Origin of the sequence: Pseudomonas sp. AD21 (assembly GCF_002878485.1) — a bacterium.
GTDB lineage: Bacteria > Pseudomonadota > Gammaproteobacteria > Pseudomonadales > Pseudomonadaceae > Aquipseudomonas.
On sequence record NZ_NQYG01000001.1, the window covers coordinates 101,660 to 127,144 of the forward strand.

The 25,485-nt window shown below is 60.7% G+C and carries 30 protein-coding genes; 13 read left to right on the forward strand and 17 right to left on the reverse strand.

Annotated features, from left to right (window positions below):
* The first annotated feature begins 81 nt into the window (after positions 1–81).
* Positions 82–1,428: a class II 3-deoxy-7-phosphoheptulonate synthase gene (locus PseAD21_RS00455; protein WP_007964815.1), complete on the forward strand. Its 1,347-nt coding sequence runs from the start codon at positions 82–84 to the stop codon at positions 1,426–1,428.
* Between the two features lie 97 nt (positions 1,429–1,525).
* On the opposite strand, the gene PseAD21_RS00460 is transcribed toward PseAD21_RS00455, so the two are convergent.
* A complete protein-coding gene (locus PseAD21_RS00460; RefSeq protein ID WP_102354028.1) occupies positions 1,526–2,752 on the reverse strand; it encodes a winged helix-turn-helix domain-containing protein in 1,227 nt (408 codons plus the stop codon).
* A 64-nt stretch (positions 2,753–2,816) separates the two neighbouring features.
* On the reverse strand, positions 2,817–3,038 hold the full coding sequence (locus PseAD21_RS00465; protein WP_007964812.1) for a DUF1127 domain-containing protein: 222 nt from the start codon (positions 3,036–3,038) through the stop codon (positions 2,817–2,819).
* A 96-nt stretch (positions 3,039–3,134) separates the two neighbouring features.
* Between PseAD21_RS00465 and PseAD21_RS00470 the strand changes: the two genes are divergently transcribed.
* Positions 3,135–3,989, forward strand: coding sequence for a LysR substrate-binding domain-containing protein (locus PseAD21_RS00470; RefSeq protein ID WP_047295460.1), 855 nt, complete (start codon positions 3,135–3,137; stop codon positions 3,987–3,989).
* Here the strand turns inward: PseAD21_RS00470 and PseAD21_RS00475 are convergent.
* Entirely contained in the window at positions 3,979–4,728 is a 750-nt protein-coding gene (locus tag PseAD21_RS00475; RefSeq protein WP_102354137.1) for a sulfite exporter TauE/SafE family protein, read from the reverse strand. The two genes, PseAD21_RS00470 and PseAD21_RS00475, sit on opposite strands and share 11 nt — an antisense overlap.
* Before the next feature lie 109 nt (positions 4,729–4,837).
* Here PseAD21_RS00475 and PseAD21_RS00480 point away from each other — a divergent pair, with 109 nt between their 5' ends.
* The 3 genes from PseAD21_RS00480 (at position 4,838) to PseAD21_RS00495 (ending at position 7,078) form a co-directional block, all read left to right on the forward strand.
* The gene (locus PseAD21_RS00480) at positions 4,838–5,794 is read left to right on the forward strand and encodes a LysR family transcriptional regulator (protein WP_102354029.1); all 957 of its coding nucleotides are present in this window, start codon (positions 4,838–4,840) and stop codon (positions 5,792–5,794) included.
* A gap of 73 nt (positions 5,795–5,867) precedes the next feature.
* A complete protein-coding gene (locus PseAD21_RS00485) occupies positions 5,868–6,335 on the forward strand; it encodes a MarR family winged helix-turn-helix transcriptional regulator (RefSeq protein ID WP_102354030.1) in 468 nt (155 codons plus the stop codon).
* 323 nt (positions 6,336–6,658) lie between these two features.
* Positions 6,659–7,078, forward strand: coding sequence for an organic hydroperoxide resistance protein (locus PseAD21_RS00495; RefSeq protein ID WP_102354032.1), 420 nt, complete (start codon positions 6,659–6,661; stop codon positions 7,076–7,078).
* Positions 7,079–7,267: 189 nt separating this feature from the next.
* Here the strand turns inward: PseAD21_RS00495 and PseAD21_RS00500 are convergent, their stop codons facing one another.
* Positions 7,268–7,837, reverse strand: coding sequence for an elongation factor P (locus PseAD21_RS00500; RefSeq protein ID WP_028619992.1), 570 nt, complete (start codon positions 7,835–7,837; stop codon positions 7,268–7,270).
* A gap of 48 nt (positions 7,838–7,885) precedes the next feature.
* Entirely contained in the window at positions 7,886–9,028 is a 1,143-nt protein-coding gene (earP, locus tag PseAD21_RS00505; RefSeq protein WP_102354033.1) for an elongation factor P maturation arginine rhamnosyltransferase EarP, read from the reverse strand.
* Between the two features lie 124 nt (positions 9,029–9,152).
* On the opposite strand from earP, the gene PseAD21_RS00510 reads away from it, so the two are divergent.
* Complete coding sequence (locus tag PseAD21_RS00510; protein ID WP_102354034.1) at positions 9,153–9,563, forward strand: hypothetical protein; 411 nt, start codon at positions 9,153–9,155, stop codon at positions 9,561–9,563.
* 2 nt (positions 9,564–9,565) lie between these two features.
* Entirely contained in the window at positions 9,566–10,048 is a 483-nt protein-coding gene (locus tag PseAD21_RS00515) for a GreA/GreB family elongation factor (protein WP_027613452.1), read from the forward strand.
* Between the two features lie 9 nt (positions 10,049–10,057).
* Here PseAD21_RS00515 and cysB read toward each other — a convergent pair whose 3' ends face one another.
* The 5 genes from cysB to PseAD21_RS00540 all read right to left on the reverse strand — a co-directional run bounded on the left by cysB (position 10,058) and on the right by PseAD21_RS00540 (position 14,026).
* Positions 10,058–11,032, reverse strand: a complete 975-nt coding sequence (cysB, locus tag PseAD21_RS00520; protein WP_007908591.1) for an HTH-type transcriptional regulator CysB — start codon at positions 11,030–11,032, stop codon at positions 10,058–10,060.
* Positions 11,033–11,145: 113 nt separating this feature from the next.
* Positions 11,146–11,649 carry a universal stress protein gene (locus tag PseAD21_RS00525; RefSeq protein WP_102354035.1) on the reverse strand — a complete coding sequence of 168 codons (504 nt, stop codon included), beginning with the start codon at positions 11,647–11,649 and terminating at the stop codon, positions 11,146–11,148.
* Positions 11,650–11,747: 98 nt separating this feature from the next.
* Positions 11,748–12,653 (reverse strand): 5'-nucleotidase, encoded by a 906-nt coding sequence (locus tag PseAD21_RS00530; protein ID WP_102354036.1) that lies wholly within the window; start codon positions 12,651–12,653, stop codon positions 11,748–11,750.
* Positions 12,654–12,682: 29 nt separating this feature from the next.
* Positions 12,683–13,639, reverse strand: a complete 957-nt coding sequence (locus PseAD21_RS00535; RefSeq protein ID WP_102354037.1) for a putative 2-dehydropantoate 2-reductase — start codon at positions 13,637–13,639, stop codon at positions 12,683–12,685.
* The gene (locus PseAD21_RS00540; RefSeq protein ID WP_102354038.1) at positions 13,640–14,026 is read right to left on the reverse strand and encodes a co-chaperone YbbN; all 387 of its coding nucleotides are present in this window, start codon (positions 14,024–14,026) and stop codon (positions 13,640–13,642) included.
* Here PseAD21_RS00540 and PseAD21_RS00545 point away from each other — a divergent pair.
* Both PseAD21_RS00545 and PseAD21_RS00550 read left to right on the forward strand, forming a co-directional pair.
* Complete coding sequence (locus PseAD21_RS00545) at positions 14,025–14,468, forward strand: PilZ domain-containing protein (protein WP_102354039.1); 444 nt, start codon at positions 14,025–14,027, stop codon at positions 14,466–14,468. The genes PseAD21_RS00540 and PseAD21_RS00545 overlap by 2 nt on opposite strands.
* Positions 14,469–14,597: 129 nt before the next feature.
* On the forward strand, positions 14,598–15,674 hold the full coding sequence (locus PseAD21_RS00550) for a 3-deoxy-7-phosphoheptulonate synthase (protein WP_102354040.1): 1,077 nt from the start codon (positions 14,598–14,600) through the stop codon (positions 15,672–15,674).
* Positions 15,675–15,738: 64 nt separating this feature from the next.
* Here the strand turns inward: PseAD21_RS00550 and PseAD21_RS00555 are convergent, their stop codons facing one another.
* Positions 15,739–16,020: a GNAT family N-acetyltransferase gene (locus PseAD21_RS00555; protein WP_025113131.1), complete on the reverse strand. Its 282-nt coding sequence runs from the start codon at positions 16,018–16,020 to the stop codon at positions 15,739–15,741.
* Positions 16,021–16,656: 636 nt separating this feature from the next.
* Here PseAD21_RS00555 and oprI point away from each other — a divergent pair.
* A complete protein-coding gene (gene oprI / locus PseAD21_RS00560; RefSeq protein ID WP_025113130.1) occupies positions 16,657–16,908 on the forward strand; it encodes an outer membrane lipoprotei OprI in 252 nt (83 codons plus the stop codon).
* A 124-nt stretch (positions 16,909–17,032) separates the two neighbouring features.
* Here the strand turns inward: oprI and PseAD21_RS00565 are convergent, their stop codons facing one another.
* The 3 genes from PseAD21_RS00565 to PseAD21_RS00575 all read right to left on the reverse strand — a co-directional run bounded on the left by PseAD21_RS00565 (position 17,033) and on the right by PseAD21_RS00575 (position 19,158).
* A complete protein-coding gene (locus PseAD21_RS00565) occupies positions 17,033–18,004 on the reverse strand; it encodes a L,D-transpeptidase family protein (RefSeq protein WP_102354041.1) in 972 nt (323 codons plus the stop codon).
* A gap of 197 nt (positions 18,005–18,201) precedes the next feature.
* Positions 18,202–18,495 carry a hypothetical protein gene (locus PseAD21_RS00570; RefSeq protein WP_007955656.1) on the reverse strand — a complete coding sequence of 98 codons (294 nt, stop codon included), beginning with the start codon at positions 18,493–18,495 and terminating at the stop codon, positions 18,202–18,204.
* A gap of 57 nt (positions 18,496–18,552) precedes the next feature.
* Entirely contained in the window at positions 18,553–19,158 is a 606-nt protein-coding gene (locus PseAD21_RS00575) for an arylesterase (protein WP_102354042.1), read from the reverse strand.
* A 10-nt stretch (positions 19,159–19,168) separates the two neighbouring features.
* On the opposite strand from PseAD21_RS00575, the gene PseAD21_RS00580 reads away from it, so the two are divergent.
* Genes PseAD21_RS00580 through greB form a run of 3 tightly spaced genes read left to right on the forward strand, consistent with a single transcriptional unit; the run spans position 19,169 to position 22,888 of the window.
* The gene (locus PseAD21_RS00580) at positions 19,169–19,852 is read left to right on the forward strand and encodes an ABC transporter ATP-binding protein (RefSeq protein ID WP_102354043.1); all 684 of its coding nucleotides are present in this window, start codon (positions 19,169–19,171) and stop codon (positions 19,850–19,852) included.
* Complete coding sequence (locus tag PseAD21_RS00585; RefSeq protein WP_102354044.1) at positions 19,852–22,356, forward strand: ABC transporter permease; 2,505 nt, start codon at positions 19,852–19,854, stop codon at positions 22,354–22,356. Before PseAD21_RS00580 ends, PseAD21_RS00585 begins: the two co-directional genes overlap by 1 nt.
* A gap of 34 nt (positions 22,357–22,390) precedes the next feature.
* The gene (greB, locus tag PseAD21_RS00590) at positions 22,391–22,888 is read left to right on the forward strand and encodes a transcription elongation factor GreB (protein WP_003226818.1); all 498 of its coding nucleotides are present in this window, start codon (positions 22,391–22,393) and stop codon (positions 22,886–22,888) included.
* A 6-nt stretch (positions 22,889–22,894) separates the two neighbouring features.
* Here greB and PseAD21_RS00595 read toward each other — a convergent pair whose 3' ends face one another.
* The 3 genes from PseAD21_RS00595 to PseAD21_RS00605 form a co-directional block, all read right to left on the reverse strand.
* Positions 22,895–23,203: a hypothetical protein gene (locus tag PseAD21_RS00595; RefSeq protein ID WP_102354045.1), complete on the reverse strand. Its 309-nt coding sequence runs from the start codon at positions 23,201–23,203 to the stop codon at positions 22,895–22,897.
* Between the two features lie 248 nt (positions 23,204–23,451).
* Positions 23,452–23,886 carry a DoxX family protein gene (locus tag PseAD21_RS00600; protein WP_102354046.1) on the reverse strand — a complete coding sequence of 145 codons (435 nt, stop codon included), beginning with the start codon at positions 23,884–23,886 and terminating at the stop codon, positions 23,452–23,454.
* Between the two features lie 108 nt (positions 23,887–23,994).
* Positions 23,995–25,416, reverse strand: coding sequence for a transglycosylase SLT domain-containing protein (locus PseAD21_RS00605; protein ID WP_102354047.1), 1,422 nt, complete (start codon positions 25,414–25,416; stop codon positions 23,995–23,997).
* Positions 25,417–25,485 lie beyond the last annotated feature (69 nt).

A 25,485-nucleotide genomic window follows, 5' to 3' on the forward strand; every position in this document is an offset into this window, starting at 1 on the left:
TCGGCGATGGGGCGGGAGCAGGTCACGCACTAATTGCTGCTACCATGGGCTTCCCGTGCGTAGAACCAATTAGAGACCGTGATGAGCCAACCGTGGAGCCCTGACAGCTGGCGCGCCCTGCCGATCCAGCAGCAACCCCAATACCCCGACGCTGCGCATCTGCGCCAGGTCGAGCAGACCCTGGCCAGCTACCCGCCGCTGGTGTTTGCCGGCGAAGCGCGCGAGCTGCGTCGACAGTTTGCCGAAGTGACTCAGGGCCGGGCATTCCTGCTACAGGGCGGCGATTGCGCGGAAAGCTTCGCCGAGTTCTCCGCAGCGAAGATTCGCGACACGTTCAAAGTGTTGCTGCAGATGGCGATCGTCATGACCTTCGCCGCCGGCTGCCCGGTGGTCAAGGTCGGGCGCATGGCCGGCCAGTTCGCCAAACCGCGCTCGGCCAACGACGAAACCATCGACGGCGTGACCCTGCCGGCCTACCGTGGCGACATCGTCAACGGCATCGGTTTCGACGAAAAAAGCCGCGTGCCGGATCCTGAGCGTCTGCTGCAGTCGTATCACCAGTCCACCGCCACCCTGAACCTGTTGCGCGCCTTCGCCCAGGGCGGTTTTGCCGACCTGCATCAGGTGCACAAGTGGAACCTGGATTTCATCGCCAACTCAGCGCTGGCCGAGAAATACAGCCACCTGGCCGACCGCATCGATGAAACCCTGGCGTTCATGCGCGCCTGCGGCATGGACAGCTCGCCGCAACTGCGCGAAACCAGTTTCTTCACCGCCCACGAAGCGCTGCTGCTGAACTACGAAGAAGCCTTCGTGCGCCGCGACAGCCTGACCAACGATTACTACGATTGCTCGGCGCACATGCTGTGGATCGGCGACCGCACCCGTCAGCTCGACGGCGCCCACGTCGAATTCCTGCGTGGGGTGAACAACCCGATTGGCGTCAAGGTCGGCCCAAGCATGAACCCGGACGACCTGATCCGCCTGATCGACGTGCTCAACCCGGACAACGATCCGGGCCGTTTGAACCTGATCGCGCGGATGGGCGCAAACAAGGTCGGCGATCACCTGCCGGCGCTGATCCGCGCAGTGCAGCGTGAAGGCAAGCAGGTGCTGTGGAGTTCCGACCCGATGCACGGCAACACCATCAAGGCCAGCAGCGGCTACAAAACCCGCGACTTCGCGCAGATTCTTGGCGAAGTGAAGCAGTTCTTCCAGGTGCACGAAGCCGAAGGCACCTATGCCGGCGGGATTCACATCGAGATGACCGGGCAGAATGTCACCGAGTGCATCGGCGGTGCGCGGCCGATCACTGAAGACGGATTGTCGGACCGTTATCACACCCACTGCGATCCGCGGATGAATGCCGATCAGTCGCTGGAACTGGCGTTTTTGATTGCCGAGACGCTGAAGCAGGTTCGCCGCTAGACCGCGTCGCTTCTTTCACGAGCAGGCTCGCTCCCACACTGGATCTGTGTCGTATACAAACCCATGTGGGAGCGAGCCTGCTCGCGAAGGCGTCCGCTCAGACGACCTCAATTTTCGCCAATGCCACCCGCAACCGCCCCGCACTCTCGCGCTGACAATTGAGCTGCACCCGCGCAAGCCCCAGCCAATCGGCCATACGCCGCAAATTCAGCGCCAGCGCCAGCATTCCCTCATCCTCCAGTCCCGGCTGTTCCTCGTGGACCGCATGCACCGCCAGACGTCCCGACGCCCGCTCGGCGCGCAGATCGACCCGCGCGGCAATCCGCTCGTTGTGCAAAAACGGCAGCACGTAATAGCCGTAGACCCGTTTGTCCTGTGGCGTGTAGATCTCCAGTCGATAGCGGAAATCGAACAACCGCTCGGTGCGACTGCGCTCCCAGATCAACGAATCGAACGGCGACAGCAACGCACTGGCGGCGACCTTGCGCGGCACTTTCGGCTCCGGCAGGCAGTAGGCGATCTGCCGCCAGCCAGCGACTTCGCAAGTCTGCAACTGCCCGTCCTCGACCAGTTCCGCCAGACGCGGTCGGGCATCAGCCGGATTCAAGCGAAAATAATCCCGCAGATCCTTCTCCACCCCCACGCCCAATGCCTGGGCTGCGTGCAGCAGCAAACCGCGCTGGGCCTCTGCTTCATCCGGCAGCGGCTGCTGCAGAATCGGCGCAGGGATGACCCGCTCCGGCAAATCATACAAACGCTCAAAGCCGCGACGCCCGGCCACGGTCACTTCACCGGCAGCAAACAACCACTCCAGCGCATGCTTCTCCGCGCTCCAGTCCCACCATGGTCCGGCCTTGTCTTCGCGGGTCGACAGACTGCCGGCGCCCAATGCACCCTGCTCCTCGACCGAGGCCAGAACCCGACGAACCGTCTCCTGTTGCTCGCGCCCGAATTTAGCCAATTGCTGGTAGATGTCCTCGCCACGTCTGGCGCGCTGCATCCGCCAACCCAGCAACGGATACATCGACAGCGGCAGCAACGACGCTTCATGGCCCCAGTATTCGAACAACGTGCGACGTCGCCCCGAACTCCAGGCGGCCTGGTCGAGCAAATCAGCGGAATAGAAACCCAGACGGGAAAACAGCGGCAGGTAGTGCGAGCGCACCACGGCGTTGACGGAGTCGATCTGCAGCAGGCCCAGCCGTTCGATCAGCCGGTTGAGCTGCGGCGCCTTGACGGTTGGCGGCTGGCGCCCGTTGAACCCTTGGGCAGCCAGCGCCAGGCGTCGCGCCTGTTTGAGGGAAAAGGCCAGAGTCGCGGGCATGAACATCTCCTTGTCTGCTCGCAACCTACCTCACTTGAAAGTGGTTTGTGTAGTAAGGCCCTGATCATTTATGCATCGGATCGTCCCAGAACGGCCGGATGGCCTCATGTTCGACGTCGGCCCGGCTGACCCCGATGTCCTTCAGCGCTTCATCGCTCAGACTGGCGAGCAACTCGCGTTCACGGTGCAATTCATACCAGCGGCTAAACTTGTGCAGCAGGTCGGAAACGATATGGCCGTGGCCGGAAAATTTTGTGTCGTCTACATACTCTCTTTGACCTTTCATCGTGTTGCCCTCCTTGTGGATGGCTCAAGTCTCGCGCTGGCGCTAAGATCAATCCAACGAATGTTTCTGATGGCATTCATCACGGAGATTCATCAATTGTCGGCCTACCCCAGTATCGATACCGATGTCCTGCGCACCTTCGTTGCGATTGCCGATCAGGGCGGGTTTACCCGCGCCGGCGAAATGGTCAACCGCACGCAATCGGCGGTGAGCATGCAGATGAAGCGTCTGGAAGAAGACGTGCTGCAGCGCCAGTTGTTCGAGCGCGACGGCCGTCAGGTACGCCTGACCGCCGAGGGCCAGGTGCTACTGGGTTACGCGCGGCGCATCCTCAAGTTGCACAGCGAGGTATTCAACACCCTGCGCGAGCCGCACATGGTCGGTACCGTGCGCATCGGTACGCCGGATGATTACGTGATGCGGTTTCTGCCGGGGATTCTGTCGCGGTTCGCCCAGTTCTATCCGCTGATCCAGATCGAAGTGCATTGCGAATCCAGCAAGCAGTTGTTGCAACGCACCGACCTGGACTTGTCGATCGTCACCCGCGAACCGGGCAACGAGATAGGCCAGTTGCTGCGCAAGGAGCGTTTCGTCTGGGCCGAAGCGCAAAACTTCAGCGCCCACGAGCAGACGCCGCTGCCGCTGGCGATGTTCAACAGTGATTGTTTCTGCCGCCTGTGGGCCTGCAATGCGCTGGACGCGATGGGCCGCGACTACCGCATCGCCTACAACAGCACCAGCCTGTCGGCACTGATGGCGGTGGTGAGCGCGGGGCTGGCGATCACCGCGCAACTGGAAAGCCTGATCACCCCGGACATGCGCATTCTCGGCGCCAACGAAGACCTGCCGCTGCTGCCCGAGGCCAGCATCATGCTGATCCGCAACCTGAACAATCCGTCGCCGATCACCGAATGCCTGGCCGAGCACATCGTCGAAGGCTTCAAACTTTAAGGGCGAGCATTACCGCGCACAGCACCAGAAAACCGCAGAACAGCCCGCGCAGCAGCCTTTCCGGCATGGCGTGGGCAACTTTCACGCCCCAACTGATGCTCGCCAGACCGCCGATGGCCAGCGGCAGGCCGATCATCCAGTCCACCTCGTGATGCACCGCGTACGTCACCAGCGTCACGCCGGTGCTCGGCAACGCCAAGGCAAGCGACAGGCCCTGGGCGACTACTTGGGTGGTGCCGAACAGGCTGGTCAGCACTGGCGTCGCCACCACCGCCCCGCCGACACCAAACAGACCGCCCATGGTCCCGGACGCCGCGCCGAGCACGCCGAGCCAAGGCCAGGAATAACGCATCTCGGAAGTCGCAGCGGGTTGCTTGCCGAACATCTTCAGCAGGTTGTACGCCGAGAGCACCACGAGAAAAGCGACAAACCCGATGCGCATGGTTTGCGCATCGATGCCCACCGCCCAGATCGAACCGATCCAGGCGAAGCAGAAGCCCATGAGCGCCAACGGCAATGCATGACGCAGCTCGATGCGATTGCGCTGGTGATAGCGCCACAGCGCCAGCATCACGTTCGGCACGACCATCACCAGCGCCGTGCCTTGGGCGATCTGCTGATCAAGGCCGAACCACACGCCCAGCAGCGGGATCGCGATCAAGCCACCGCCGATGCCGAATATGCCGCCCAATGTGCCAAGGGCGGCGCCAAACAGCAGGTACAACAAAAACTCGATCACAGCAATTTCCTCATCCGTCAGGCGATTCATCCTACGCAGTCGAGGCTGGCGGGGAAACGCATAGCAACGCACAATGGCTATGCCAACTTCGCACAAGCACTGAACATTCATGAATCCCGATCAATTGACCGACCAGCTCGGGCTGTTTCTCGATGTCTTGGAAAGCGGCAGCTTTTCTGCGGCTTCGCGCCGTCATCCGCTGACACCCTCCGCCGTGGCACGACGCATCGACAGCCTGGAAAGCGCGGTCGGCAGCCAGTTGTTCGTCCGCAGCACCCACGCCGTGCGCGCCACGCCGGCCGGTCTGGCCTTTGCCGAACGCGCGCGGCGCATCGTTGCCGAGCTGCAACTGGCCCGCGCTGAAGCGGTGTCGCTGAGCAGTGCGCCGGAAGGCTTGATCCGCGTCGACGCCCCGGCTGCTTTCGGTCGGCGGCATCTGGCACCGGTGATTGCCGATTTTCTGGTGCTGTATCCGGGGCTCGACGTGCAGTTGCACCTGATCGACAGTTTCATCGACATGCAGGGTTCGAACCTGGGCAAGGTTGATCTGGTATTACGTGCCGGGCAAATGGCCGATACGCGGCTGGTCGCCACCCCGCTGGCAAGCATGGTGCGCATCGCCTGCGCCAGCCCCGAATACCTTAAACGCCGTGGCACGCCAAACCATCCCGGACAGTTGAATGACCATGACGGACTGGATTGGGAAGGCCTTGCCCCGCCCTTCGCCTGGCGCTTCGAACGGGACGGGCAGATGCAACTGCATCGCCCCTCGCGTATCCGCATGAGCGCCAACAATGCCGAGGCGCTGGTATGCGGCGCATTGGCTGGGCTGGGCATCGCGCATTTGCCGACCTGGCTGGCCAGTGAATACCTGCTGCGCGGCGAGCTGTTGCCGCTGTTCTGCGAGAACGGCCTGCCACAACCGGAGACCACCGGCATCTATGCGCTGCGCATGGAACAGCAGACAAACTCGCGCAGTCGCTTGCTCCTGGAATACCTCAAGACCCGTTTCAGCCCGGTGCCACCATGGGATCTGGCGCTGCAACGCGAGCTGGGCCGGCACTAGATTCAGGATAATTATCTGGCGCATTAAACATTCGGGCGCTAGATTCAAGCCCATCATCGAACAAGGCTTTGCCATGACCACCGAACGCGACACCACCGACAACTGCGATCACCTGCGGCTGGACAACCAGGCCTGCTTCGCCCTGCATTCCACTTCACTGATGATGACCAAGGTCTACAAACCGCTGTTGCAAGCGCTGGGCCTGACCTATCCGCAGTATCTGGCGATGATGGTGCTGTGGGAAAAGGACGGTTTGACCGTGGGCGAAATCAGCACCCGGTTGCTGACCGATCCGGGATCGCTGACACCGTTGCTCAAGCGCCTGGAGGGTGAAGGTTTGCTCAGCCGCACCCGCAGTCGCGAGGATGAGCGGGTGGTGATCGTCGAACTGACCGCACAGGGCCGCGCCCTGCGTGACCAGGCCAAGAGCGTTCCGCAATGCATCCTTGGCGCCAGCGGTTTTACCGTCGAGCGCCTGCAGAATCTGCAATCGGAGCTGCAAGCCCTGCGCAGTCATTTGCAAGACAGCCTGCCCGGATAACAACGCTGCCCCTTGCAGGAGTGAGCCTGCTCGCGATAGCGGTGGTTCAGTCGGCTTGCGTATTGCCTGTCCCACCGCTATCGCGAGCAGGCTCACTCCTACAAAGGATCGATTCACCAGGAAAAATATTCTTCAGCCCCCGGCCCCCACCATCCGCTCTAAATCTTCACTTTCAAGCTGATCGACAGTGCCTTTACAGGACTGAGATTCAGCTTTCTCAAAAAATTATATTGCGCACTAAACATTAGCGAGCTACAGTCATCTCGTACTTACTTAGCGCGCAAACAATTAGCGCAAAATAAACACCCGACGAGGCCCTTACCATGCAAACTCTCTACACCGCAATCGCAACCTCCACTGGCGGCCGTGACGGTCGTGCGATCTCCAGCGACAACATCCTCGACGTCAAACTCGCCACCCCGAAAGAACTTGGCGGTGCCGGTGGTGCAGCGACCAACCCTGAGCAACTGTTCGCTGCCGGTTACTCGGCCTGCTTCATCGGCGCGCTGAAATTCGTCGCCAGCCAGACCAAACGCAAGATCCCCGACGACGCCTCGATCACCGCGCACGTCGGCATCGGCCAGATCCCTGGCGGTTTCGGTCTGGACATCGACCTGTACATCAGCCTGCCGGGGCTGGAACAGGCAGATGCACAGAGTCTGGTCGACGCGGCGCACCAGGTTTGCCCGTACTCCAACGCGACCCGTGGCAACGTTGATGTGCGCTTGCACACCACCGTTTGAGATCAACGCCAAACCACTGTGGGAGCGGGCTTGCTCGCGAAGGCGTCCTGACAGTTAACACTTCACTGGATGGCCCACCGCATTCGCGAGCAAGCTCGCTCCCACAGGGTTCAGCGGTGAATATGAAATCGCAGGCACAAAAAAGCCCGACTCAATGGTCGGGCTTTTTCTTTCCGCGAAAAGCAGTGCTTATTTGGCACGGCCTTTGTAGGAACCGCCTTCGCGGGTGTCGATCTCGATCTTGTCACCGATTTCGATGAAGTCAGCAACCTGCAGCTCAGTACCGTTGCTCAGCTTGGCTGGCTTCATGACTTTGCCGGAAGTGTCGCCGCGAGCCGAACCTTCGGTGTAGTCAACTACGCGCACGATGGTGGTCGGCAGCTCTACGGAAACCAGACGCTCTTCGAAGAAGATCGCTTCGCAAACATCGGTCATGCCTTCTTCAACGAAAGGCAGAACGGCTTCGATGTCTTCAGCGTTCAGCTCGTACATGGTGTAGTCAGTGGTGTCCATGAACGTGTAGGTGTCGCCGCTGATGAAGGACAGGGTCGCTTCTTTGCGGTCGAGGATTACGTCGTCCAGTTTGTCGTCAGCGCTGTAAACGATCTCGGTCTTGTAACCGGTCAGCAGGTTTTTCAGCTTGGTCTTCATGATCGCGCTGTTACGGCCCGATTTGGTGAATTCAGCTTTCTGAACCAGCCAAGGATCGTTTTCGAGACGGATCACGGTACCGGGTTTCAGTTCTTTACCAGTTTTCATTGCGAATATCCGAATTTGGATGGGATTTACAAAAATCTAGGCCGCGTATCATATCCAATTTAGGTAAAACTGTACCAGCGCCGTGGCAAGATCCGCCTGCAAGCCTTGTTCCAGACACCATTGCTCGGCGTTTTTCTGCAGTTCCGACCAGTGTTTACGGGCCTCTAGCCAGTGCTCGCTGATCGGTTGCCCGGCACTCCAGGCTCGCCACAGACCGTTCATCGCCTCGGCAGCTGCCGACGAAAGACCTTTCGTATACAGCGCAAGGAAAGCGTCGAGCTTATCCAGATGGATGTCTTCGTCCTGCTGATAGATGTGCCAAAGCATCGGCCGCCCGGCCCACTGCGCCCGCACGAACGAGTCCTCTCCACGCACCGCATTGAAATCGCAGCACCAGAGCAATTGATCGTATTGATCCTGACGGACGAACGGCAGCACCTGCACCGTCAGCGCCTGACGTACGTTCAGGTCGCCGACCGCCAGCGAATCGACCCCAAGCCAGCGCGCGACATCGCCAAGAATCCGCCCTTCCGGCACCAACAGATGGGTTGGTTTGTCATCGGCGGCCAGCACATCCAGCCAACTGGCGAGACCGGCGTTCTCGTAGGCAAACAGTGAAATCAGCTGTGCGCCCGGAGCGCGTTCGATGCCCAGACTTTCCAGAAACTGACGCTGCGCAACGGCATCCCGTTGAAATTGCCGACGCCTCTCCAGCAAACCGCTTTCACGCAGCAAGCCCCCCGTCCCCGGTTGAAACCCAGGAAAGAAGAAGAACTTCTGCACCGATTGGTATTTCACCGAGGGCAAGCCGTGACAACCGCTGACCCAGTCTTCGGCGCTGAGGTAATCGAGGTTCATCCACAGCGGCGGCTGTTGGCGCTCGGCCATGGCGTCCATGTACGCCGGAGGCAACTGACAGGCAAACGCGGCGATCACCACGTCCGCGGCTTCCGTCTGCGCCCAGTCGCTCGGCCAGTGCCGCACCTCGACACCCTGCTGCGATTGCTGCGCAAGGTTGATATCGATCTCAGGGCAGATGCGCTCGAAGGCGCGCAGGTCATCGACCCACAGGCGCACCGTCAGTGAATGCTCGGCCACCAGTTGCCGGGCCAGACGCCAGGTCACGCCGATGTCGCCATAGTTGTCGACCACGGTACAAAAAATATCCCAGCGGGTTTTCAATACCGGCATGCAAGACTCCCGTTGGCAAAAGCGCTGATTGTCCGCATAAATGACGTCGTGCAGAAGAGCCGACGGCGATTAATCTTCGTGCGACAATCGCCACTTGCCCGCAATCATCCGCCAGGAGGCAGCCATGCCCTATCGCCCCAACCCGCGTCGTCCGTTGCCTGTTCAGCTTAGCGCGCTGCGCCTGACCGGTAGCATTGCCCTGGGCATGTGGCTGGGCTTTCTGGCCATCGCGCTGACCTGCTGGCTGCTCTCGCGCCTTGTGTTCACCGCACAACTGGCGCCTGTCGCCCAGGCTGTGCAGCAACTGGCCAAGCCGCCGGCGGCGGTCCAGGTACAACCGGACATTCCACCACAGAGCCCGCTGTTCGAGCAGTACGAAGAGAACCTGCGCAAGAACGAGCAGCAGGCACGGTTGGATCAGGCGCGCAGCAGCACGCGCAATCAGTCGAACCCCAAGTGCCAGTTCTGGCTGCAACAGGATCAGACCGCGCCAAGCGAGAAGAGCCGCGCCAACGTTTTGCAATTCTGCGATTGATCATGAACAAGCACACCGTCCACCAATTGATCCTCGACAAACTGCGTGTCGATCTCGACATCGCCGAGCGCGCCGCGCAGACCGCTTACGAAACCGCGACCCACGAAGAGAACATCGCCGAGAACAAGTACGACACGCTCGGGCTTGAGGCGTCTTATCTGGCGGCGGGTCAGGCGAAACGGGTCGAGGAAATCCGTCAGTCACTGGCGCTGTGCCAGAACCTGACGCTGCGCGCCTACGATGAAAATCGCGGTATCGAGATCGGCGCCCTGCTCGGTCTGGAAGACGAAAAGGGTCGCGAGCAATGGCTGTTCCTGGCGCCGGATGCAGCAGGCCTGAAAGTCGATGTGGTGGGTCAGCCGATCACCGTCATCACCCCGCGCTCGCCGCTGGGCAAAAGCCTGCTGGGCAAGCTCGAAGGTGATGAGGTGGAGATTCTGGTGGCGGGCACCCGGCAACAGTTCGCTGTCACCGAGGTGCTCTGAGGCAGGGTCTTAGTGGACCGGCAGTTCGACGCCGTCGAACAGCTCTTCCAGCTCTTGCTTGTTGTGGCACTGGATGGCTTTGGCCATCACTTCGCGGGTCAGGTGCGGTGCGAACTTCTCGATGAAGTCGCACATGAAGCCACGCAGGAAGGTGCCGCGACGGAAACCGATCTTGGTGATGCTCGACTCGAACAGCTCGCTGGCATCCAGCACCACCAGGTCGTTGTCGAGTTTGGTGTCGACCGCCATCTTGGCGACGATGCCCACGCCCAGACCGAGGCGCACGTAGGTTTTGATCACGTCGGCGTCGGCAGCGGTGAACACCACTTTCGGCGTCAGGCCACGATGGCTGAAGGCTTCGTCGAGTTTCGAACGGCCGGTGAAACCGAACACGTAAGTCACGATCGGGTATTCGGCCAGCGCTTCCAGGGTCAGCTTCGGCAGCTTGGTCAGCGGGTGGCCCTGCGGCACCACCACGCAGCGGTTCCAGCGGTAGCACGGCATCATCACCAGATCACCGAACAGCTCCAGCGCTTCGGTGGCGATGGCGAAATCGACGGTGCCGTCAGCGGCCATTTCGGCGATCTGCATCGGCGAACCCTGGTGCATGTGCAGCGCCACGTCCGGATATTGCTTGATGAAGTTGCTGATCACCGGCGGCAGTGCATAACGCGCCTGGGTGTGGGTGGTGGCGATCGACAGGGTGCCTTTCTTCTCGTTGGAGAACTCCTGGGCAATCTGTTTGATGCTTTCGACTTTGCGCAGGATCTCGCCAGCAGTGGTGATGATGCGCTCGCCGGCCGGAGTGACGCGGGTCAGGTGCTTGCCGCTGCGGGCGAACACTTCAACGCCAAGTTCATCTTCCAGCAGGCGGATCTGTTTACTGATGCCCGGTTGCGAGGTGTAAAGGCTTTGGGCTGTAGCGGAAACGTTGAGGTCGTGGTGCGCCACTTCCCAGATGTAGCGCAATTGTTGAAGCTTCATATGTATCCCTCAAAGCAGGTAGACGCCACGGGCATCAGCGACGGTATATAACTATATTAATGGTTTGATTAATAAATCTAGAACTTTTTTATCAAAACGCCATTATTCCCGCTTCAGCGATCCCCCAGGCGCCGACGCTCCACCAACGGCACCAGATAGACCGGTACCTTGGCTAATTGCAGGACTCGCGTGGCCGTGCGCCCCAAAGGGGTTTCCGCCCCCACACCGTGGCTATGCGTGCCGACGATCAGCAAATCCACCGAGAGTTTCTGCACCTGGTCGAGAATCACCTGCGCCGGATCGCCCTGCAGTACCCGAACCGCGCGAATCCGCTGCAGATCCTGCTCGCCCTCCTCCCCCAGCTCTTCGCGAAAACTGTCCAGGACCCGCTGCTCGATACTGGCGATGACAGTTTTCAGACCCTGACTGTGGAATTCGTTCAATGCCTGTTCGTCGAGATAGCTTTGCAACACCGACTCGGCAAACAGTCCCATGGGCTCCACCGCATGCACCACATACAAGTCGGCATTGAATGTTCGCGCCAACGCCAGGGCATGCTGCATCACTAACGGTGCGTACAGACCGAGGTCAGTGGCATACAGCATCGAACGAATCATATGACCTCCTCGCGTGCCAACATGGCGGAGATTTGATTCAGCTTAGCAGTGCCTTGGCGAGTACGACGTGCGACCCAACGTCTTGAAGCACTGGGGCTTTAGATCGACGGTTCGTTGCTGATGCCGTGCGGCACGTGGCCGGTGGCGACCACTTCGCGGGCGAGCTCGCAGTGACCGGCCTGATCGTCGAAAAACACATCGGCAGCGAAGGCTTCAAGGAACGCCGATTTGGTCAGCCCGCCGAGGAACAACGACTCGTCGAGACGAATGTCCCACTCGCGCAAGGTGCGGATCACCCGCTCATGGGCTGGCGCCGAACGTGCGGTCACCAGCGCCGTGCGGATCGGGCAATCGTCCTCGGGGAACTCGCGCTGCAGCGCATTGAGCGCCGCCAGAAAGCCTTTGAACGGCCCGCCGTGCAATGGCTCGCGCGCCGCCTCACGCTCCTTGGCCTGAAACGCCTCCAGCCCGCCAGACTGATAAATGCGCTCGGACTCATCGGAGAACAACACCGCGTCGCCGTCGAAGGCGATACGCAGCTCATCGCTGGCGGCACGACTGGCACCACCGGACAAGATCGTCGCCGCAGCGAATCCGGCGTCCAGTGCGGCGCGCACATCTTCGGCGTGCGTGGACAGAAACAGATCACAGCCAAAGGCCTTGAGGTACGGATACGGACTGCGCCCGCCGACGAATGCCGCCCGGGAGATGTCCAGCCCATAGTGATGAATCGAGTTGAAAGCGCGCAGGCCGGTGTCGGCACTGTTACGCGAGACCAGAATCACCTCGACCCGGGCGCGGTCGAGGCGACTGTTGAGGCTCAGGAGTTTTTCCACCAGGGGAAAGGCATCGCCGGGAGCCAGAATCTCGTCTTCGTGTTCGATCTGATATTGCCGGTAGGCTTCGACGCCGCTCGACAGATAGATCTTGTGACTCTCGCTCAGGTCGAACAAGGCGCGAGACGAAATCGCCAGCACCAGCTTGTCATCGATGTTCTTGGCCATGCCTTTCCCCACTCCCCCAAAAAACCGACTCAGGTGTTGCGTCGGTCGATGAAACTCAACGTTCGATACAGCGCTTCGATACGCGGCAGTTCACACCCTGCCGCTTTGGCCGCCGCCAATGGCCGGGCATAAATCGCCTCCAGCTCCAGCGGCCGCTTGTGCAGGAAATCGTGGTACATGCTCGGCCAATAGTCGGGCATTTTCTCGGTCATCATGAACAGGTACTCGGCGTAACCCGGCGGCATGTCGTAGCCACAGGCCCTGGCGCCCTGCACCACTTCGGCCATCAAGGCCTGGATCAGTGCGCGACTGTCGGCGTCGGCCATCAGCGGCGTGGTGCTGGCACCGAGCAACACCGAGAGGCCGTTGTAGGGAATATTCCAGACCAGTTTCTGCCAGCGCGCCTGATGCAGATTGGGCATTGCCTGTGAATCGATGCCGGCGGCACGGAACAGCCCGGCGCCCTCATCGACGATCGCCATGCGCACCGCGTCATCCGCCGCCGGGCCGCTGTGGTAGCCGACGTTCACCGCCCCCAACGCCTGATGAGTAATGTGCCCCGGGCCTTCGCGGTGCACACAGATCAGGCACAGACCGCCGAGCAGATGCAGGAAGTCGGGCAGCAACTCCCGCAAGCTGTCTTCGACGTCCAGACCGTTTTGCAGCACCAGCACTTTCGCGCCGGGTTTGGCCGCAGCAATGATCGCCGGTGCCAGCCCGGCGCTGCTGGTGGTCTTGGCGCCCACCAGCAACCAGTCGCAGGCCGGCATGTCGTCAGCCTTTGCGTAGGCTTGCACCGGGTTCAGCGTCAGGGTGCCGTGGACCGCACTGTCCACCTGTAAACCGCGCTCGGCCACCGCAACGAATTCGCTGCGCAGTAAAAAGTGCACATCGAAACCGGCCCGCGCCAGCATCAATCCGTAGAACCCGCCAATTGCACCGGTGCCGATAATCCCGATCACCGGTTTGTTGTCTGCTCTCACCATCTATGGCAACTCCTCTGCAATTCGACCCAGCGCCTGCGCCACTGCCGTATTCAGCGCAGCGGCTGTCAGGCGCGTGTGCAATGCACCAAAGAACTCGCCGTCGCGCACCACGAACAGCGCCGGCAAATGAAAGACCTGATAGCGCTCCACCAACCCGCCGTTGTCGCCGGCATCGATCCAGCACAGGCGATCGACCGCCAGCTCGAACCCGGGCAGCACCTCACGGGCAAACCGGCAACTGGAGCAGCCGACATTGGTGAAAATCACCAGCGAAACGCCGCTCATCGCCAGCAGCCGCTGGTCGGCGTCGAAATCGGTCAGCTGCGATTCGACCACTATACTGGGGGAAACAATGTCAAATGGCCGACACAGGGAGTCTGTGCTCATGGGACGTTTCATTCCTCATCCGGACGAAGTGCCTGTCGAATTAACGTTACTCAAGCCCGAGTGCATTTCCAGGCAACAGCTGCACACTATCAGCCTCGGCGGGATCGCTTGCAATTATCACCGTGCCTGGCGCCACGGCACCGCCCTGCAAGTGCGCATGCCGACGCTCAACACCGACATTTGTTACCCGGGCTATGTGGCGTGGTGCCTGCGGCGCAAAAAGGGCTATCTGCTGGGGATCGCGTTCACCGATGAGCAGACGCTGTTCAGCGCCCGGATGGGCGAACAGGTGTGCCAGATCGAACGCTATTGCCGCATGAACGAGGCCCACGACGACCTGCAGGATATTCAGGCGCTGGCCCTGCAATGGGTCGAACAACACGCCGACGAGTTCTCTCACGACAGCGTTCGCAAGGCTTTTGCCCAGCCAGTGCTGGATTAAAGCGGCGTTTGCCCATTGTCGAGCCGCGTCTGACGCGCTAAGGTTCGGCTCCCCGACGCGCTTAAATCTGCTGTGCTCCGCCGCGCGGGGATCGCTGGCGGCCGGCACCCGTGACCTGACGAGTAAACGATGGCTGATTTACCGATCAACGACCTAAACGTCGCCTCTAACGAGACCCTGATCACTCCTGATCAGCTCAAGCGTGATATCCCTCTGAGCGACACTGCCCTGCGCACCGTCACCAAGGGCCGCGAAGTCATTCGCAACATTCTTGATGGCACCGACCACCGTCTGTTCGTAGTGATCGGTCCGTGCTCGATCCACGACATCAAGGCTGCCCACGAATACGCTGACCGCCTCAAGGAATTGGCGGCGGAAGTCTCCGATACCCTGTATCTGGTCATGCGCGTGTATTTCGAGAAGCCACGGACCACCGTCGGCTGGAAAGGCCTGATCAACGATCCGTACCTGGACGACTCGTTCAAGATCCAGGACGGTCTGCACATCGGTCGCCAGTTGCTGCTGGACCTGGCCGAGAAAGGCCTGCCGACCGCCACCGAAGCCCTCGACCCGATCTCCCCGCAGTATCTGCAGGACCTGATCAGTTGGTCGGCCATCGGCGCGCGTACCACCGAATCCCAGACCCACCGTGAAATGGCTTCCGGTCTGTCCTCGGCTGTCGGCTTCAAGAACGGCACCGACGGCGGCCTGACCGTGGCGATCAACGCCCTGCAGTCGGTTTCCAGCCCGCACCGCTTCCTGGGTATCAACCAGGAAGGTGGCGTGTCGATCGTCACCACCAAGGGCAATGCCTACGGTCACGTGGTGCTGCGTGGCGGCAACGGCAAGCCGAACTACGATTCGGTCAGCGTCGCCCTGTGCGAACAGGCGCTGAACAAGGCGAAGATCAAGCCGAACATCATGGTCGATTGCAGCCACGCCAACTCCAACAAGGATCCGGCCCTGCAACCGCTGGTGATGGAAAACGTCGCCAACCAGATCCTCGAAGGCAACCAGTCGATCATCGGCCTGATGGTCGAGAGTCACCTGAACTGGGGCTGCCAGGCGATTCCGAAAGACCTCGCCGACCTGCAATACGGCGTGTCGATCACCGACGCCTGCATCGACTGGGCCGCCACCGAGAACACCCTGCGCAGCATGCACGCCAAGCTCAAGGATGTTCTGCCGAAGCGTCAACGCAGCTGATCAGCGTTTCGCAGGCATAAAAAAACGCCGGGCTCAGCCCGGCGTTTTTGTGTGTAGGGTTTTATCAGATTTTCGCGGCGCGCTTCTGATGGCGCTCCATGTAGCGCTCGACGTAGGAGCACGACGGAATCACCGTGTAGCCCATTTCTTCGGCGTATTGCAGCGCGCTTTCAGTCAGCGCCGCCGCGATGCCCCGGCCACGCAGGGCGTTGGGCACGAAGGTGCGATAGATATCCAGGGTCTGTTTCCCCAGATCCATATAGGTCAGGTAGGCACGATGACCGTCCACATTGGTCTCGAACTGATGACCAGCCTGGTCATGGTGGATGGACAACGCCTCGCTCATCACTACTCCTCGCGGGTCTTGAATTCTGACCCCTACCTTACCGATGTTTTTCCGGCGAAGGAACATCTACGCCACCCCGTGCCTGATGGACACCGAGAAGAGCCACACCGATCTCGCGCAATCGAGCACGTGATAAATAGTAGGCACCATTGGCGAAAATGCTCAAGGTGCGCTCGTCATCATGCTCGTTGACCGGGTGACATCGATGGGCGTAGTGGCAGGCGTGGGGAAGATCTTCCCGAAACGCTCACCTGAACATTGCCGAATGTCGAGACTTAAGACGCAGCGTCTTGTTTAAAGTCACCTCAAGAGGGACAAAGATATGTGAGGCGTCATGCAAAATCGGAACAAAAGTGTAGACGAATTCATCTAGACAGACTTGGTGCAAGACCGGAAAAACTACACAGGGCAACGGGAACTTTTTCTCATTAGCTGGCTCAAGCCGGGGCTTGTAGCTGGATATTTTTTAAACAGGCCAGTTAAAAGTTGCTCGAAAAAGAATCAACGCCTACAATTTTTTTTGCTTCTTGCGCTACGTCAGTTTACTTACTACAAGTAATGGGTAGTATGTACGCCGGCTATTTCCTCAATCGGAGGAGAAAGCCACTTAATTGAAAGTCCTTGAAGGGGAACACGATGAACAACGTTCTGAAATTCTCTGCTCTGGCTCTGGCCGCAGTTCTGGCTACCGGTTGCAGCAGCGCATCGAAAGAAACCGAAGCACGTCTGACCGCTACTGAAGACGCAGCTGCTCGCGCTCAAGCTCGTGCAGACGAAGCATACCGTAAAGCTGATGAAGCTCTGGCTGCTGCTCAAAAAGCACAACAGACTGCTGACGAAGCTAACGAGCGTGCTCTGCGTATGCTGGACAAAGCTAGCCGCAAGTAATAATCCCTCGGGATTGTTATCAAGCCGACCCAGTTTCTGGGTCGGCTTTTTTGTGCCTGCAGCTTTTGTCCAGGCAATAAAAAACCCGCCGACGCTGCACGCGTCGGCGGGTCCGAATCCGACCTTACTGTTGCAGATCGATCGGCGCAGTCGAGACAATCGGTGCCGAGGTATTCGGCGTGCCGATTTCGGTTGGCAAGCCATCCTCTGCCGCCACTACATCGCGCACCACATCCCAGTTCACGCGCAGGTTATTGGTGATGTCTTCACGCTTGAGCATCGCGTTGATCACCGCCGTGTGCTTGTCGACCACCGACGGGTTGCCCTTGTCGTCGATCGGCGTGTGCGCTTCCAGATAGACCTTGCCGCCACTGCTGCCGAATTTGTACGCGTCGTTGAGGATGCGCACCGAGGTACCGACCGGCACCATGCTGGCCATTTCCAGCACGTTGTTGTTGAACATGCGGAAGCAACCGTGGCTGGTGCGCATGCCGATGCCGAACTTCTTGTTCGAACCGTGGATCAGGTAGCCCGGAGTACCCAAGGTGAATTTGAACGGGCCCAGCGGGTTGTCAGGACCGGCCGGCACCACGTTCGGCAGCGGATCACCATCCGCGGCGTGCTCGGCCTTGATCGAGGCTGGAGGGGTCCAGGTCGGGTTCGGTGTCTTGGCAGTGATCGAGGTGTGCGCAATCGGCGACCCCCAGCCTTCACGGCCGATACCCAGCGGGAAGGTGTACACCACGTTCCGACCTTTCGGGTAGTAGTAGAGGCGGTATTCGGCGAGGTTGATCACGATGCCTTCACGCGGACCCGGCGGCAGGATGAACCGCGTCGGCAGCACGATTTCCGTGCCGGCGCCCGGCAGCCAGGCATCGACGCCCGGGTTGGCCGCGACCATTTCCGAATAGCCCAGATCGTAGGTGGTGCCCAGGTCAGCGAAGGTATCTTCGTACTTGGCCTTGATCACCTGCACCTGGCCGATGATGTCCTCACCGGGTGGTGGCAGGGGAAACTCCAATGCAGCAACGGGACCGGCCACACACAGGGCGGCAAGTGACAGGCAGCGGGTGACGGCAGGAAAGCGCGGCAACATCCGGAAAATCCTTCGCATGATCAACAAGGGTATAGGAGCGCGATTGTACACCGCACCTCGGGAATTCGGGGAGACCACCCTGCTGCAGGCGACAAGGTGCTTTGGGTGGGAGCGGGCTTGCTCGCGAATGCGGTGTGTCAGGCAAAGCATTCGTTGAATGAAACACCGCATTCGCGAGCAAGCCTGCTCCCACAAGGTCAGAGCTCGAAACGCAGCTCAGGCCAGATCGGCGAGGTGCCACGCTTCTGCGATTCAAGGATTGCCCGGCACAACGAACACAGGCGCTGATCCTGAAACACCCGGCGATCGACACTCGACCAGCGCGGTTGCGCCGGCAGCAGGCTGCCACACAACGTCCGGTCTGCCGAGCCACCGAGTTCGAGCTGACGGGTCACCAGATGCACCCGCACTTCCTGGCAGGCGAACAGATCCAGCTGCTCGTCAGGCTCGATCAGTTGGTAGGCAAACAGGGACCAGGCAGAACGCGGCATCGGGGGCTCCAAATAAGGGGGCGCCACATTAGCCGAAAGCCTGTCGCTAGAAAAGCCTCATAACAGCGGTTTTAGTGTCGGCCAGACATTTTCCAGCAACTTGCCCTGAGCCCCGACAGCCGGGTGCAGACCATCAGCCTGCATCAGATCGGGATGGCCGCCCACGCCGTCGAGGAAAAACGGTACCAGCGGGATCTTTTTCTCATCGGCGAGTTTGCCGTAGACCTCGGCAAAAGCATCGGTGTAACGCTTGCCGTAGTTGGGTGGCAGTTGCATGCCGAGCAACAGCACCTTGGCGCCGTTCTGGCGGGAGCTGTCGATCATCGCCGCAAGGTTTTGTTGCAATTGCGTTGGCGGCATTCCGCGCAAGCCATCATTGCCGCCCAATTCGAGGATCACCAGTTCCGGCTTATGCTCTGCAAGCAGCGCCGGCAGGCGCGCCTGGCCTCCGGCACTGGTGTCGCCGCTGATCGAGGCATTGACTACTTTATCGTCAAAACCCTCCTGCTTGAGCCGTTGCTCGAGCAGCGATACCCACCCCAACCGGGTATCCAGTCCGAAACCGGCGCTGATACTATCGCCAACGATCAGGACAGTACCCGCCGCTGCGTTCTGGGCCATGCACATCAAGGCCAGGCCAGCACTCAAAAACCACACACGCATCGGATTCTCCATGGGCGCAAGCATTCTCACCGCGAAGAACCTTAGCAAAGTGGTTCCCAGCGCGGAAGGTGAACTGACCATCCTGCACGAACTCAGCCTGGAACTGAACAAGGGCGACAGCCTGGCCATCGTCGGCGCATCGGGTTCCGGCAAATCCACCCTGCTCGGCCTGCTCGCCGGCCTCGACTTGCCGAGCAGCGGCGAAGTCATCCTCGCCGGGCAAGGCCTGAGCAATCTCGACGAGGACCAGCGTGCGCGCATCCGCGCCGAACATGTGGGTTTCGTCTTTCAGTCGTTCCAGTTGCTCGACAGCCTCAACGCGCTGGAAAACGTCATGCTGCCGCTGGAACTCGACGGCCGCAAAGACGCCCGCGAACGCGCCACCGAACTGTTGCAACGGGTCGGTCTTGGCCAGCGCCTGACGCACTCGCCACGCCAGCTCTCCGGCGGCGAGCAACAGCGCGTGGCAATTGCCCGGGCCTTCGCTGCCGAGCCGGACGTGCTGTTCGCCGACGAACCCACAGGCAACCTCGACAGCCACACCGGCGAGCGCATCAGCGATTTGCTGTTCGAGCTGAACATGGAGCGCGGCACAACGCTGGTGCTGGTGACCCACGACGAACGCCTGGCCCATCGCTGCCGGCGCCTGATCCGACTTGAAGCCGGGCTGCTGGTCGCCCCTCTGGAGCCTTGATGGCACGTCTGCCGCTGTTGCGCCTGTTCAGCCTCGCCCTCCGCCAATTGCTGCGCGATGCCCGCGCCGGTGAGTTGCGTGTGCTGTTCTTCGCTCTGGTCGTCGCAGTGGCGGCGAGTACCGCCATCGGCTATTTCGGCGCCCGCCTCAACGGCGCCATGATGCTGCGCGCCACCGAATTCCTCGGCGCCGACCTGGTGCTTGAAGGCAGCTCGCCGGCGCGGGCGGAACAGATCAAGAGCGGCACCGAGCTGCGTCTGGCTCATGCGCAGATCGTCGAGTTTTCCAGCGTCATTGCCACCGACAACGGCATTCAGTTATCGAGCATCAAAGCGGTTGACCGCGCGTATCCGCTGCGCGGCGAACTGAAAAGTGCCTCCGCCCCGTTTGCCACTGAAACCTCTGGCGGCGAACCGCAACCCGGCGAAGCCTGGGTCGAAGCGCGCCTGCTGACCGCACTGGACCTGAAGATCGGCGACAGTATCGACGTCGGCATGAAGACCCTGAAGCTGACCCGCGTGCTGACTTATGAGCCAGATCGCGCCGGCAACTTCTACAGCCTCACGCCCCGGGTGATGATCAACCTCGATGACCTCGCCGCCACTGGCGTGGTGCAGCCCGGCAGCCGGGTCAGCTACCGCGAACTGTGGCGCGGCGAACCGCAAGCACTGGAAACCTATCGACAACTGATCAAACCCGGCCTGGCCGCCAATCAGCGCATTCAGGATGCCCGCGATGGCAATCGGCAGATCGGTGGTGCGCTGGGCAAGGCCGAGCGCTACCTGAACATGGCCAGTCTGGTCGCGGTGTTGTTGGCCGGTGTGGCAGTGGCACTGTCGGCCAACCGCTTTGCCAGTCGCCGCTTCGATGCCAGTGCACTGCTGCGCTGCCTCGGCTTGTCGCGTCGGGAAACCATGCTGTTGTTCAGTATTCAACTGACGGTACTGGGCTTGGGCGCCGCCCTCAGTGGTGCGCTGCTCGGCTGGCTGGCTCAATTGGGATTGTTTGCCCTGCTGCATGATCTGCTGCCGGCAGATGTACCGCCGGGCGGGCTGTTTCCGGCGATGGCCGGAATCGGTACCGGATTGGTGGCGCTCGCCGGGTTCGCCTTGCCGCCGCTTGCTGCGCTGGGCCGGGTGCCACCGCTGCGGGTGCTGCGTCGTGACATGCTGCCGATTCCCTCCAGCACCTGGATGGTCTACGGCGCGGCGCTGGGCGCACTCGGCCTGATCATGTGGCGCCTGAGCCTCGACCTGCTGCTGACCTTCGCCCTGCTCGGTGGCGGCGTCGTCGCAGCGCTGATTCTTGGCGGACTGCTGCTGTTGCTGCTGAACAGCCTGCGTCGTCTGCTGGCCCGGGCATCGCTGCCGTGGCGCCTGGGTCTGGGCCAGTTGTTGCGTCACCCGCTGGCCGCCGCCGGGCAATCGCTGGCGTTCGGTCTGATCCTGCTGTCGATGGCGTTGATTGCCCTGCTGCGCGGCGAACTGCTCGACACCTGGCAAAACCAACTGCCGAAAAACGCCCCGAACTATTTCGCCCTGAACATCCTGCCGGCGGACAAGCAGGCCTTCACCGATCATTTGGTCAACGTATCCGCACAAGCGGCGCCGCTGTATCCGGTGGTGCCGGGGCGGCTGATCAGCATCAATGGCGAACCGGTGCAGCAGATCGTCAGCAAGGATTCGGCCGGCGACCGCGCGGTTCAGCGTGACTTGAGCCTGACCTGGGCCGCCGACCTGCCGGCGGGCAACAAGCTCACGGCCGGTTCGTGGTGGACCGAGCAACCCTCGGATGACGTACCGGGCGTGTCAGTGGAAGGCAAAGTCGCCGAGAGCCTCAAGCTCAAATTGGGCGATCACCTGGTGTTCAGCGTTGGCGGGGTCAATCGTGAAGCGAAGGTCACCAGCCTGCGCGAGATCAACTGGGACAATTTCCAGCCGAACTTTTTCATGATCTTCCAGCCCGGCACGCTGAAGGATCTGCCAGCGACCTACCTGACCAGTTTCTACCTGGCGCCCGGTCATGATCAGCAGATCGTCGAGTTGTCGCGGGCATTTCCGGCCGTGACCATTCTTCAGGTCGAAGCGCTGCTGGAACAACTGCGCAGCATCCTCGCCCAAGTCACCCTGGCGGTGGAGTATGTGTTGTTGTTCGTGTTGGCGGCGGGGATGGCAGTGCTGTTCTCCGGCTTGCAGGCAACGCTGGACGAACGCATTCGCCAAGGCGCGCTGTTGCGCGCGTTGGGTGCGGAACGGCAGTTGCTGGTCAAGGCCCGGCGCATCGAGTTCGGCTTGCTCGGCGCGGTCAGCGGTTTGCTCGCGGCCATTGGTTCGGAAGTGGTGAGTCTGGTGTTGTATCGCTATGCGTTCGATCTGCCGTGGCACCCGCATCCATGGTTGTTGGTGCTGCCATTGATTGGCGCGGCGCTGATTGGCGGCGCGGGCGTGTTCGGTACACGCCGGGCGTTGAATGCGAGTCCGCTGACAGTCTTGCGCGAGGGTTGATAGACTCCTGCCTTCGTCACCACAAGAAGTTGCCATGAGCCGTTATCGCCCTCCCCGCACCGCCGGCACCGCGCTGATCACCCCAGAAGGTGAAGCGCGGATGCGCGCTGAATTCCATGAGCTGTGGCATGTGCGTCGCCCGCAGGTGACGCAATCGGTCAGCGAAGCCGCGGCTCAGGGCGATCGCTCGGAAAACGCCGAGTACACCTACGGCAAGAAGATGCTGCGCGAAATAGACAGCCGCGTGCGTTTTCTCACCAAGCGTCTCGAAGCCTTGAAGGTCGTCAGCGAAAAACCCAGCGATCCGAACAAGGTCTACTTCGGCGCCTGGGTGACCATCGAGGACGAGGACGGCAAGCAATCACGCTACCGCATCGTCGGCCCGGATGAACTGGATCTGAAGCTGGGTTTGATCAGCATCGACTCGCCGCTGGCCCGCGCCTTGATCGGCAAGGCGCTGGACGCCGAGGTTCGGGTGCAGACGCCAACCGGTGAGCAGTTTGTCTATATCGTGGCGATCGATTACCCGTAACGCGTTTCAGCGACGGGTGATCAGCCCCTGACGCGCAACACGGGTCAGCTGCTTGATCATTTCCGGAGCCTCTTCGGCGCTCGGCGCCTGAATCACTGCCAGATCGAAACTGTCGCTGGCAAAGCGTGCCAGGGACTCGCCGTGTTCGACAAACTGGATCAGGAACGCGGCAGGACCGCCGCTGCGGCGTGGCCAGCCATCGAGATAACGCAACAGCGTCGGCTGATGTTTGCCGCCAAGCAGGATTTTTGGATTGCGCTGGGTGATATGTGCCGTGATCGGCGCGGGACGTGCTGGAGGGCGTAGTGCATTCATCGTGTCGTGTCTCTGCCTCAAAAGTCTGCATGGCAGGTGAGAGGCAACACCGAACCAGCGCTTTAGCGGTATTTCGAAGCCCTGTTCCGGCTTCTGACGGCAACTGTCTGAGTCACCTGGCGCCCCGCAAGTAGCTGTTTAAATCGGCGCATGAGCAACATCCTAGAGAACGTGACCGATGAGTGTCAAGAATCAGCCACAACAAAAAAGGCCCGCACAATGCGGGCCTTTTGCTTGATCCAGAGCACTCAACCGGAGATGGCACGATCCACCGACAGCTTGCCGGCGCCTTCGATCAGCACCGCGATGCTGCCACCGAGCAATGCCAGCGCGAACTCATAACCGTTGTTGGTCAGGAACAGGCCGTTATGGATGTGCACCGAGAAGATCGCCACCAGCGACAGGAAGGTCAGTCCCAGCGCCGCCGGACGCACCAGCAGACCGATGATCAGCGCCAGACCGGCGAAGAACTCAGTGCCACCCGACAGAATTGCCATGACATAGCCCGGTGTCAGCCCCAGGCTTTCCATGTACTGCGCGGTGCCCGCCAGGCCGTAGCCGCCAAACAGACCGAAGAGCTTTTGCGAACCGTGAGCGGCGAAGATCACGCCAACCGCGATGCGCAGAATGGTCAGGCCGTAACCGGCGCGGGTGAACAAAACCTTGTTGATCAGAGAGCTCATGGGGCATTCCTTGTTTTGCGAGAAGTGTGTTGGGATTGGCCGCTATATTAATCAGTTAATTTCATGTTAAAAGCGCAATTATTCCGCCATAACAATCAAATTATTAGATCACTTGCGTGAGGCTACTTTCTGTCCCCGGGGCTCCAGTGACTCCCGTTCCCGGTCGAACGCCAAGTAATACTTGTTCACGCTATTAACATAGCTGACGGCCCCCATGCCCACCTGCTCCATGGCGATGCGCTCGACCTGGAAGAACCACTGGTTCGGGTTCAGCCCACGTCGCCGCGCCTCGGCACGCATGCCTTGCACACGCTCCGGGCCGATGTTGTAGGCCGCCAGGGTGAACGCCATGCGCTCGCGCTCATTGAGTTTCGGACTGTTGAAAAACTTGCGGCGAATCATCGCCAGGTACTTGGCCCCGGCCTGCACATTCGCATCGAGATTCTGGATGTTGTTCACCCCGACCCGTTGCGCCGCAGACGGGGTGATCTGCATCAGCCCGGTCGGGCCGCTGCCGCTGCGGGCGTTGGGTTGCAAGGCCGACTCCTTGAACGCCAGCGCCGCCAGATTCAACCAGTCCATGTTTTGCGCGTCAGCATGCTTTTGCAGGGTCGGGCGCAGTTTTTCCAGACGCTGACGGTCAGCCTTGGCCAACGGATAGTGCACTTGATAGAGGCGCCGATAGATCCGCAGAAACTCTGCATCTTCGTTCGACGGCTTCTTGTAGCCAACCAGGAAACGATCGATGCTCGCCCGCAGCATCGAGGCATCGCGGCGCACGAACCAGTATTCCTCACCCGGCTCGCTGATCATCAACTGCCGGTCAAGACGCAGTTTGGGCAGGATCTTGCCCCAGCGCTCGGCGATGGGTTGCTCGACGATGGTCAGGTGAAATATCCCGCCCTGGACCATCTCCAGCACGTCTTCGACGGCCAGCGTGGGATCGACCCACTCGATCTTGATCGGCGCCAGTTTGTGCAACGCAAGTTTCTGATTGAGCTGGCTGACCGCCTCCCCCGCCGCACTGCCGGTCGGCAAAGCGAGGGTTTTGCCGGACAGCTGTTCGACCTTGGTGTAGCGGCGCTCGCCCTTGATACCGACCAGCACCAGCGGCACATTGCGGGCAATCGGCTCACTGCTGGCGACCGCATGTCCCGATTGCAGATCAAGCAGTTCTCCAGGCGCTACCAGATCACCTTCACCACGCTGCAAGGCACCGAGCAGTTGATCCTTGGCTTTGGGAATGATCTTGAGGGTGACTTCCTGACCATCACGGGCATGGCCATTGAGGTATTGCTCGAAGGCGCGCAGGCGGTGGTATTCGACACCGATGGCCTGGCCCTGGACTTCACCGGAGCTGTTGCGGCTCTGGTTGACCAGCACTCGCAGCACGCGGCTGCTGCGGATCTCCGACAGGTCGCGGACCTTGGCGGCCGGCACGGCTTGCAATGGCCCGGGCAGGCGCGCTACCGCCGTTATCGGCAGCAGCAGCGACGCACACAACAGGAGCAAAACCGAGGGACGATGCATCCACTCTCCGGAAAGAATACGGGGCGTTTTTTACCGCTGAACGGTCAAAAACACCGACGAAAACAGAGC

Coding starts and splice junctions, on each gene's coding strand:
- PseAD21_RS00465 (WP_007964812.1), bottom strand. CDS start 3,038: ATGAAAGGTCAAAGAGAGTATGTAGACGACACAAAATTTTCCGGCCAC.
- PseAD21_RS00605 (WP_102354047.1), bottom strand. CDS start 25,416: ATGCATCGTCCCTCGGTTTTGCTCCTGTTGTGTGCGTCGCTGCTGCTG.
- PseAD21_RS00555 (WP_025113131.1), bottom strand. CDS start 16,020: ATGAGCGAGGCGTTGTCCATCCACCATGACCAGGCTGGTCATCAGTTC.
- PseAD21_RS00515 (WP_027613452.1), top strand. CDS start 9,566: ATGAACAAGCACACCGTCCACCAATTGATCCTCGACAAACTGCGTGTC.
- PseAD21_RS00480 (WP_102354029.1), top strand. CDS start 4,838: ATGAATCCCGATCAATTGACCGACCAGCTCGGGCTGTTTCTCGATGTC.
- earP (WP_102354033.1), bottom strand. CDS start 9,028: ATGCCGGTATTGAAAACCCGCTGGGATATTTTTTGTACCGTGGTCGAC.
- greB (WP_003226818.1), top strand. CDS start 22,391: ATGAGCCGTTATCGCCCTCCCCGCACCGCCGGCACCGCGCTGATCACC.
- PseAD21_RS00595 (WP_102354045.1), bottom strand. CDS start 23,203: ATGAATGCACTACGCCCTCCAGCACGTCCCGCGCCGATCACGGCACAT.
- PseAD21_RS00510 (WP_102354034.1), top strand. CDS start 9,153: ATGCCCTATCGCCCCAACCCGCGTCGTCCGTTGCCTGTTCAGCTTAGC.
- oprI (WP_025113130.1), top strand. CDS start 16,657: ATGAACAACGTTCTGAAATTCTCTGCTCTGGCTCTGGCCGCAGTTCTG.
- cysB (WP_007908591.1), bottom strand. CDS start 11,032: ATGAAGCTTCAACAATTGCGCTACATCTGGGAAGTGGCGCACCACGAC.
- PseAD21_RS00525 (WP_102354035.1), bottom strand. CDS start 11,649: ATGATTCGTTCGATGCTGTATGCCACTGACCTCGGTCTGTACGCACCG.
- PseAD21_RS00575 (WP_102354042.1), bottom strand. CDS start 19,158: ATGCGTGTGTGGTTTTTGAGTGCTGGCCTGGCCTTGATGTGCATGGCC.
- PseAD21_RS00565 (WP_102354041.1), bottom strand. CDS start 18,004: ATGTTGCCGCGCTTTCCTGCCGTCACCCGCTGCCTGTCACTTGCCGCC.
- PseAD21_RS00540 (WP_102354038.1), bottom strand. CDS start 14,026: ATGAGCACAGACTCCCTGTGTCGGCCATTTGACATTGTTTCCCCCAGT.
- PseAD21_RS00530 (WP_102354036.1), bottom strand. CDS start 12,653: ATGGCCAAGAACATCGATGACAAGCTGGTGCTGGCGATTTCGTCTCGC.
- PseAD21_RS00580 (WP_102354043.1), top strand. CDS start 19,169: ATGGGCGCAAGCATTCTCACCGCGAAGAACCTTAGCAAAGTGGTTCCC.
- PseAD21_RS00545 (WP_102354039.1), top strand. CDS start 14,025: ATGGGACGTTTCATTCCTCATCCGGACGAAGTGCCTGTCGAATTAACG.
- PseAD21_RS00550 (WP_102354040.1), top strand. CDS start 14,598: ATGGCTGATTTACCGATCAACGACCTAAACGTCGCCTCTAACGAGACC.
- PseAD21_RS00455 (WP_007964815.1), top strand. CDS start 82: ATGAGCCAACCGTGGAGCCCTGACAGCTGGCGCGCCCTGCCGATCCAG.
- PseAD21_RS00585 (WP_102354044.1), top strand. CDS start 19,852: ATGGCACGTCTGCCGCTGTTGCGCCTGTTCAGCCTCGCCCTCCGCCAA.
- PseAD21_RS00570 (WP_007955656.1), bottom strand. CDS start 18,495: ATGCCGCGTTCTGCCTGGTCCCTGTTTGCCTACCAACTGATCGAGCCT.
- PseAD21_RS00460 (WP_102354028.1), bottom strand. CDS start 2,752: ATGCCCGCGACTCTGGCCTTTTCCCTCAAACAGGCGCGACGCCTGGCG.
- PseAD21_RS00495 (WP_102354032.1), top strand. CDS start 6,659: ATGCAAACTCTCTACACCGCAATCGCAACCTCCACTGGCGGCCGTGAC.
- PseAD21_RS00535 (WP_102354037.1), bottom strand. CDS start 13,639: ATGGTGAGAGCAGACAACAAACCGGTGATCGGGATTATCGGCACCGGT.
- PseAD21_RS00600 (WP_102354046.1), bottom strand. CDS start 23,886: ATGAGCTCTCTGATCAACAAGGTTTTGTTCACCCGCGCCGGTTACGGC.
- PseAD21_RS00500 (WP_028619992.1), bottom strand. CDS start 7,837: ATGAAAACTGGTAAAGAACTGAAACCCGGTACCGTGATCCGTCTCGAA.
- PseAD21_RS00485 (WP_102354030.1), top strand. CDS start 5,868: ATGACCACCGAACGCGACACCACCGACAACTGCGATCACCTGCGGCTG.